The following is an 8,313-nucleotide window of genomic DNA, read 5'->3' as shown; positions in this document are numbered from 1 at the left end:
CCCGCGGGGGCGCACGGAGCCGCCAAAACGGCGGCGGAAAAAGAGGCGGAGCGGGGGCCGTTCAGAAAGAAAAGGCCGCGTCGGATGTGGGGATGTCGAGCGTGCAATCTCTTCAGGCGGCAATTACAGTATTTTAACCGTCGCGGAGCCCGTTTTATTCCAAAAGGATAAAAGCGAGCTGCGCCGCAGACAAGCGTCCTGTGCCAAAAAAAGCAGAGAGCCAGCAAATCCTATCGCTGACTCTCCGCTTTATAAAGTTCAGGATCCGGCCTCCCGTGTCCCGAAAAGACCAGCGAATGGCGGCCCGCCCTCCAGCCTTATCCCTCTCCTGTCAGGAAAAGTCCATCAGCACGCGCAGCATGGTTTTGTCTGTGCGGGCCTTTTCCAAAGCCTCCTCATACCGATCCATGGGGTATACGGCGGAAATCAGCTTTTCAAGCTGGTCGTTCATACGTCCGGAGTTGATGATTTTGGCAGCCGCCTGCATGCTTGACATCGTGTGGTGGCGCACGCCTCGCAGCTCGCATTCGCTGTAAATTATCTTATCGATATCCACACCCATGACGGTGCCCTTAGGGGGCATGCCTACCTGAATCATCACGCCGCTCTTTTTCAGTGCGGCCAGACACATGTCGAACCCGGGCTGAACAGAGGTAATCTCAAAGGACTTGTCAAAGCCCTCGCCATCCGTGGCCTCGTCGCACACGGCCTTAAATGCCGCGGGGTCAGTGGTATTCGCCACTGTGAACCCCAAACTCTGCGCCATCTGGATGCGGACGGGATTCATCTCCCCCATTACCACATGCGCCGCACCGGACAGCCTGCACATCATGCCGATGATCAGGCCGATGGGACCTGCGCCGGCAATGAACACATCATCGCCCGCCCGCAGGCCGGACCGCCGCACATCGTGCACCCCCACAGTCAGAGGCTCCACCAGCGCGGCCAGCCTCATATCCACGTCATCGGAGAATTTAATCAGGCGGTTGGCGTCCACCAGCATGTACTGTGTGAATACGCCGTCAAAGTTCGTACCCATAATTTTGACCTGCCTGCAAAGGTTCTCCCGGCCCACGGCGCAGGGCTCGCAGCTATTGCATGGCTTGATGGTATGGGCGCAAACCTTGTCTCCGACCTTGATATCGGTACGCTCATCGTTCATGGAATAGAGCTCGCCGCAGGCCTCGTGGCCCATAACCAGCGGCATTTTAGCGTTGGCGTTCAGCCCGTCGAACACATGGAGATCAGACCCGCAGATGCCCGCATAGCGGATGCGCACCACGGCTTGTCCGGGGCCCGGCTCGGGAACAGGGCACTCCACAATCTCAATTTTCCGAACATCCGTCAAAACCAGCTTTTTCATAATACTCTCTCCTCGCTTCCGCTCAATAGCACTCCCGGTAAATGCGCTCCATATCCGCCCGCTCGAAGGAATAATAAGCGTTGTTCATCAGGCGCTGCTGGTTGATCTCCACAGACTTGGGGAATTCCACGATATCCTGCTCCGTAAAGCCGGTCTCCCGCAGGGGACGCAGAGGCAAAATGCGCTGGAGCAGCGCGTTCAGGGTGGAAATCGCATCCTTGTCTGCGCAGCCCAGAATCCGCGCCACCAACTTCTTGAATTTCAGAATCTCGCCGTCGGGATTCTTCTCGTCATAATACTTCAAAATCGCGCCGAAAAGCATATAGTTGCTCTCCCCGTGGGGTACGTGATACGTCCCGCCCAGAGGGAAACTCATGCCGTGGACCGGGCCGCAGCCCGCCTTCAAAAAAGCAATTCCCGCGTAGAAGGAGGCGGTGATGAACTCGTCCAGATAGTCCATCCGTGCTTCCTCCCCCTGCTCGCTAATCAGTTTGAAGCCCTTGAGAATCATATCCATGGCCTTCTCGCTGAACAGCTCCGAAGTCATGGTCTTGCGGTGGGGGGAGAGGAAAGACTCGGTGGCATGGATCAGCGCGTCGATCGCGGAGCATGCAAACGGCTTATAGGGCAAGGGCCGGAGCAGCTCTGGAATCAGGCAAACGCGGTTGGGAATGATGTCGTCGGACACCAAGCCCAGCTTTGTCTCCCTTCCGGTGAGTCGCCCGTCTTTCTCGTCCTTGACGATAGCGACGGAGATATTAGTGCACTCGCTGCCGGTGCCGCAGGTGGTGGGAATGGCAATCACATCTTTCTCGTGAACCACGGGAAAGCGCTTGAAGAACAGATTGTGAACCGTGTCTGGTCGGCGGCACCCCAAAAGCTTGCTCAAATCCAAAATTGCGCCGCCGCCCACGGCCACAACCCGATCATAGCTGTCGTAGGGAATGGCGTCGTACATATTTTGAATCATTTCCTCGCTGGGCTCGCCAGAGCCGAATTTGTTCCGGAAGACAAACTGGCACTTCAGGCCCAGCTCCTTCATATAAGACGCATGAACCGACTCGTTGCACAGCACCACGTCCCGGTCATTCAGGCCAAATTCCTGGGCCATCTCCGCAAAGCGCTGGAATTTATACACGGTGGGGGCAAAGACAATCTCTCTTCTGTCCGCCGCCAGAGAAGCAGAAAACTTATCCATAGTCATTCTTCCTTTCATACCTGTGCCGCGCACAGGGCCGCCGGTGGGAGCCTTCCACTCCCACCGGATATCCGAAGCTCACTTGCGGGCGATGGCCGCCTTCACGGCGGAGACGATGTTCGCGGCCCGCAAGCCGTATTCATCCATCAGGAAGTCCTGATGGCCCACCTGACCAAACCGGTCCTGTACCCCCACAAACTCCTGCACCACAGGCTGTCTGCGGGCCAGGCACCTTGCCACCGCACTGCCCAGGCCACAGGTGACGTTGTGGTTCTCCACCGTCACCACAGCGCCCGTCTCTCGGGCGGCCTTAACCACCAAATCCTCGTCCAGCGGCTTCCATGTGAACATATCGATCACCCGCACGGAGATTCCCTCCGCCTGAAGAGCCTCGTATGCCTTCAGTGCCTCGTCCACCATGAGACCGGAGGTGATGATGGCGGCCTGATCGTTCCCGCTCTCGTGGAGCACCACGCCCTTGCCAATTTCAAACTCACTGCCGTCCTCGTATATTTTCATCACATCCTTGCGGATGAACCGCGTGTAGGTCACTCCGGCGGTGATGCCCGGCAACTGGCGTACCACGCTTTCCAACTGGGCGTAGTCCGCCGTATCCAGCACCGTGCTCTCGGGGATATTCAGGTACATGCCCCCGTCTTCCAATGGCATATGAGTACCGCCGTTAAACGCCGCAGTCACGCCCGCATCCGAACCCATCACATGTACCGGCAGCCCCGCGTAGGCCGCGGACATATAAATCTGGTCGTAGCACCGCCGGGAGGCGAAAATGCCGAAGGTGTGGACAAACACCTTCTTCCCCGTGGCGATCAGTCCCGCGGCAACGCCCATGGCGTTCCCCTCCGCGATGCCCGCCTGAAACGCCCGCTCGGGGTAGTTCTGCTGCAACTGCTTTGTGTTCACGCAGCTCATCAGGTCGCAGTCCACATAGCAGATGCTCTCGTCCTGCGCCATCATCTCCTTCAGGGGCAGAGCGAAGGCATCCCGGCTTGCCCGGGAATCTTTTTCATGCTTGCCAATCAGTTTCACATTCATCGGTCTACCCTCCTCAAGCGTTTCTGGCATCCGCCAGAGCCTTTTCTGCCGTGGCCAGCGCCTCGACCCACTGCTCCCCGTCGGGCTGAGAGGAGTGGTCGTGCTTGGACTCGGCAAATGTCGCGCCCTTGCCTTTGCAGGTGTCCATCACAATACAGGAAGGCACGCCCTTTTTCGCGCGGGCGTTTTGGATGGCGTCATAGATCGCGTTCATGTCATGCCCGTCGATCTCCTGCGTATACAGTCCAAAGGCCTCAGCCTTTTTGGCAAGGCTGCCGTGGTCCAGAATGTCACAGGTCTTGCCGTCCAGTTGATAACCGTTTTTGTCAATAAAATACACCAGATTGTCCAGCTTGTGGGCATAGGCAAAGTGAAATGCCTCCCACACCTGACCTTCGTCCGCCTCGCCGTCGCCCACCACGCAGAACACGCGATTGTCCCGTCCGTCGATTTTGTTGCCCAGCGCCGCGCCAGCCGCGCTGGAGGCGCCCTGTCCCAGTGAGCCGGTGGTCAGGTCCACACCGGGAGTAAGCTTGCGGTCCGTATGACTGGGAAACCTTGTATGGGGATGATTCAGGGTATAGGCCTCCTCCATGGGATAGAAGCCCATCAGCCCGTATGTAGCGTAGGCCACCGGACCTGAGTGGCCCTTGGACAGAACCAGCCAGTCCCGGTCTTCCCACCGGGGATTTTTCGGGTCGAACTTCATGACCTTGCCGTACAGTACCGCCATCAGCTCCGCCAGATCCACGGATCCGCCCACATGGCCAAAGCCAAGAGAATGGATCACCTTCAGCGTCTCCAGGCGGATTTGTGCCGCAAGGACGTTCATTTCTTTTGTTGTTCCTTCATTCATTGAAAAACCTCCTTCATGCGCAAAGCAATTTACTCGGACTCCTTCAGGTCTTCGGGATGTGGCATCAGAAGAACCTTGAAGCCCTCCTTCACAATCGTGCGGCGGAAGCCCTCCTCCCACTCGGTCAGGGGCAGGATGGAGCTTGCAAGAGGCGCAATGTTGATCAGTTTTTTCTCCAGCAGGCGCAGGGCAATCAGCCACGACGTGCGCTCGGAGGCGTAGCTGTTGGAAATGGTGATTTCCTTATACAGCGCCATGTCCATATCAAAGGGAATGGGCTTTCCGGGAATCGCCACCTGAATATACTGGCCGGTTTTCATCAGCGCCTCCAGGCAGAATTTCGCGGAGGCGGCCGCGCCGGAGCACTCAAATGCCAACTGCGCGCCCATGCCGCCGGTCAGCTCCATAACGCGGGCCAGCGGTTCGCCCTCGTCCACGTAAAGTGTCTCGAAAACGCCCAGCCGCTTAGCCATGGCAAATCGCTCCGCGTCATTTTTCAGTCCGGTCATAATCACCACGCCGCCGTTGGCCATCGCCACCTGCGCGGTCAGTTGGGCCATAACGCCCGCACCCGCGACCAGAACGAAGTCCCCGGCCTTGACGGATGCGCGCTCGCAGACGCTGCGACACACACAGGCCAGCGGTTCGCAAAGCGCCGCCGTTTCCATGGCGATGCCGTCGGGCAAGTGGAACGCGTGCTTCGCGGGGATTACCACGTATTCGGCAAAGCCGCCGTTACAGCCGCTGCCCACGCTCTTGCGCGCGGGACACAGCATCCGAAGGCCCTGACGGCACCACTCGCACTCCTCGCAGGTGTCCACGGCGGTCAGGGTCACAATTCTGTCACCGGGCTTGAAATCGGTCACATTCGCGCCCGCCTCAGACACCACGCCGGAAAATTCATGGCCGGTGATAATCGGCGGCTTGCTGGGGTATTCGTCGTGCATCAAATGAATATCCGTGCCGCAGATACCACAGGCAAAAATCTTCACCTTGATGTCGTCGGCGCCGGGAACCGGCTCGGGCATATCCATGTATCGCATGCAGTCAGGTCCAAGTTTTGTTTTTACCAGCGCTTTCATAAAAAGCCTCCCATAGATTCAGCAATCTGGACGGTGAAACAAAGACGGACAGAACTTAAAATTCTGCCCGTCTTTTTTGAGAATCAGCCGAAGAGCAGAGTCGGCAGGAATGTGGAAAGCGGGGGTACAAAGATACACAGCAGAACGATGATAAACACCGCCGCCAGATAGGGCATCAGATATTTCAGAGTATCCTTGAGCTTCACCTCCGCAATGCCGATGGTAATGAACAGTACGCCGCCCACAGGAGGCGTTACGCCTGCGTACACCAAAGTAATGACCATCACCAAAGCAAACTGGATGGGGTCAATCCCATACTGCGCGGCAACGGGCAGCAGAATCGGTGCAACAATGATCGTTGCGGCAATGGTCTCTATGAACATGCCCACAAGGAGCAGGAACAGCACCAGCAGGATCATGATCAAGTACTTGTTATCTGTGATGCCGGTCAGGAAGGAAATCACTGCCTGCGGCACCTTGGCAAAGGCCACCAGGAAGCTAAAAATGGCTGCGCCCGCGACGATCAGCAAAGACATGGCGGTCATACCGGCAGACTTCTGGAAAATCCTAGGAATATCTGGCAGAGTAAATTCTTTGTAAACGAACATGCCCACAAAGAACGCATACACAACTGCGATGGCGCCCGCTTCGGTGGGGGTAAAAATACCGCCCACAATGCCGCCGATGATGATAACGGGCATAATGATGGCCCAGACGGCCTCTTTCAAGGCGACCCATATCTCTCTCAGGCCGCATCTTTTCTCGCCCTTAATGCCCATCTTCTTTGCATAAAAATAGGTAAGGACCATGAGGCTCACGCCAATCAGCAGTCCGGGAATCACACCCGCCATAAACAGCGAAGCAATGGAGGTGTTGGTCAAAGAGCAATAGATGATCATCGTCATGCTGGGGGGGATAATCGGGCCAAGAGAACCGGCGCAGGCCTGAATCACGGCCGCCATTCCGCCGGGATATCCCTTCTTTTTCATGCCGGGAATCATCATGCTCCCCACCGCTGCGGTATCCGCCGCGGCGGAGCCGGAAATACCGGCAAAAATCACGCTGGTCAGAATGTCCACCAGTCCCAGACCGCCGGTAATATGACCAATCAGCGCGGAGGACAGGTTCACCAACCGCTTGGACAGGCCGCCCTGCTCCATCAGCTCTCCGGAAAGCATGAAAAAAGGGATCGCCATCAGGCTGAAGGAGTCGACGCCGGTGAAGAGCTTGTGTCCCACCAGTACAGGGTCCACTGCGCCGCTCACAAAGAGGGCGATGGCGGAGCCCAGTCCCATGGAAAACGCGATGGGCACGCCCAAAAGCAGCAGGAGGAAGAACAAACCGAATGCAACTGTAAACATCTCTTATTCCCCCTCCCCTTCCACGGCTTTAGAAGACGCGTTCGCTTCTTTCATCTTTCTGAGATAATAGCTGATCTGCTCAAAAAACATCAGCAGGCCGCCCAGCGGAATCGCCAGCATCACCACACCCATGTTCAGCTTCATAACGGACGAGTTCTGCACGCGATTGACCCACGCCAAGTTGCTCCCCAGCACCGTGGCCATGGCAAGAAATGAGCAGGAAATCAGGTTTACAAGGGTAAACACGACTCTCCAGACAGGCTTGGGCAGCGCATCCAGAATAACGTCGAAGGTGATGTTCATCCCATTTCGGATGGTAATGGTGCCACCCAAGTAGATCAGCCACACAAACGTGTAACGGGACAGCTCGTCCGCATACGGAAAGCTGAAGCCGACCTGACGGAAGATAACTTGGATGAACACGACGACTACCAGGATGGTGAACAGAGCCGTCACCAATACGTTGGTAAGCTTTCTCGTTGCGTTCAGCATGATTACTCAGCAGCCTCCATAATTGCGCTATATACATCCTGCAGGTTGTTGTCGGCGACGAACTTCTGGATGAAGGGAGCGCAGGCCTCCTCGAAGGGAGCGCGGTCGATGTCGGTGATCTTGACGCCGTCGGCCTCCAACTCGGCATACTTCTCCTCAAACAGCTTGTCGGTATACTCATAGAAATAGGCCAGAGCCTCGGTGCTTGCGTCCGCAAACGCCTGCTTCTGGGAATCGGTCAGCGTCTCATAAACCTTCTCGTTCATGTTCAAAGCGGTGAACGTCATGACATGCTGGGTCTGCACATAGTTCTTAGCAACCTCGTAGAACTTCTGCAAAACCATATACTCGGCGTGGCCCTCCAGTCCGTCGGCCACACCGGTCTGAACCGCGGTATACGCCTCGCCGGAGGGAATCACAACAGGGTTGGCGCCGATGGCCTCAAACGCGGCGATGGTCATGGGAGCCTCGGGCGTACGCATCTTCATTCCCTTGAAATCTTCAAAGGAGTCAACGTTCATATCCTTCACCAGCGCGTTGCGGAAGTTCAGGCACTCCACAAGGATGGGACGGATTCCGGCGGAACTCACCAAGCGGTCCTTAATGGGGTCAATGATATCGGAAGATGCCACCTTGATCGCGTGCTCGCGGCTCTTAAACATGTAGGGCATATCCAGCACGCCGCAGGCGGGGTCATAGTTGGCCCACAGGGAGGTGTCGGACATGGCCAGATCCAGCGTGCCAAGTTTCAGGGCCTCCAGCCCGTCCTTCTGGCCATACAACTGTCCGTTGGGATAGATGTCGATCTCAATCTCGCCGTTGGTCTTCTCTTTGACCAACTCGGCAAATTTGTTGAACAGGATGTCGTTGCTGTCACCCTCCGTCACATGGTGGGACAGCTTCAGGAC

At 56.7% G+C, this 8,313-nt stretch carries 8 protein-coding genes; all 8 read right to left on the bottom strand.

The window, feature by feature from the left end; translation table 11 throughout:
• Positions 1 to 331 precede the first annotated feature (331 nt).
• The gene (locus B2W96_RS00405) at positions 332 to 1,363 is read right to left on the bottom strand and encodes a zinc-dependent alcohol dehydrogenase (protein ID WP_293007426.1); all 1,032 of its coding nucleotides are present in this window, start codon (positions 1,361 to 1,363) and stop codon (positions 332 to 334) included.
• A 22-nt stretch (positions 1,364 to 1,385) separates the two neighbouring features.
• On the bottom strand, positions 1,386 to 2,561 hold the full coding sequence (locus tag B2W96_RS00400) for a 4-hydroxybutyrate dehydrogenase (protein ID WP_293007424.1): 1,176 nt from the start codon (positions 2,559 to 2,561) through the stop codon (positions 1,386 to 1,388).
• A gap of 78 nt (positions 2,562 to 2,639) precedes the next feature.
• Complete coding sequence (locus tag B2W96_RS00395) at positions 2,640 to 3,614, bottom strand: transketolase family protein (protein ID WP_293007422.1); 975 nt, start codon at positions 3,612 to 3,614, stop codon at positions 2,640 to 2,642.
• Between the two features lie 13 nt (positions 3,615 to 3,627).
• On the bottom strand, positions 3,628 to 4,470 hold the full coding sequence (locus B2W96_RS00390; RefSeq protein WP_293007420.1) for a transketolase: 843 nt from the start codon (positions 4,468 to 4,470) through the stop codon (positions 3,628 to 3,630).
• A gap of 29 nt (positions 4,471 to 4,499) precedes the next feature.
• Complete coding sequence (locus tag B2W96_RS00385) at positions 4,500 to 5,552, bottom strand: zinc-dependent alcohol dehydrogenase (protein WP_293007418.1); 1,053 nt, start codon at positions 5,550 to 5,552, stop codon at positions 4,500 to 4,502.
• Positions 5,553 to 5,635: 83 nt separating this feature from the next.
• Positions 5,636 to 6,913 carry a TRAP transporter large permease gene (locus B2W96_RS00380; RefSeq protein WP_293007416.1) on the bottom strand — a complete coding sequence of 426 codons (1,278 nt, stop codon included), beginning with the start codon at positions 6,911 to 6,913 and terminating at the stop codon, positions 5,636 to 5,638.
• 3 nt (positions 6,914 to 6,916) lie between these two features.
• Positions 6,917 to 7,405: a TRAP transporter small permease gene (locus B2W96_RS00375; protein WP_293007414.1), complete on the bottom strand. Its 489-nt coding sequence runs from the start codon at positions 7,403 to 7,405 to the stop codon at positions 6,917 to 6,919.
• Positions 7,406 to 7,407: 2 nt separating this feature from the next.
• Positions 7,408 to 8,313 (bottom strand): TRAP transporter substrate-binding protein (locus tag B2W96_RS00370; protein ID WP_293007412.1); only part of this gene is annotated, 906 nt, incomplete at its 5' end.

Origin of the sequence: Oscillibacter sp. UBA6647 (assembly GCA_002455655.1) — a bacterium.
In the GTDB taxonomy this organism is placed as follows: domain Bacteria; phylum Bacillota; class Clostridia; order Oscillospirales; family Oscillospiraceae; genus Oscillibacter.
The sequence above is the reverse complement of the archived record's forward strand: the minus strand, read 5'-3'. Positions and strand labels throughout refer to the sequence as shown.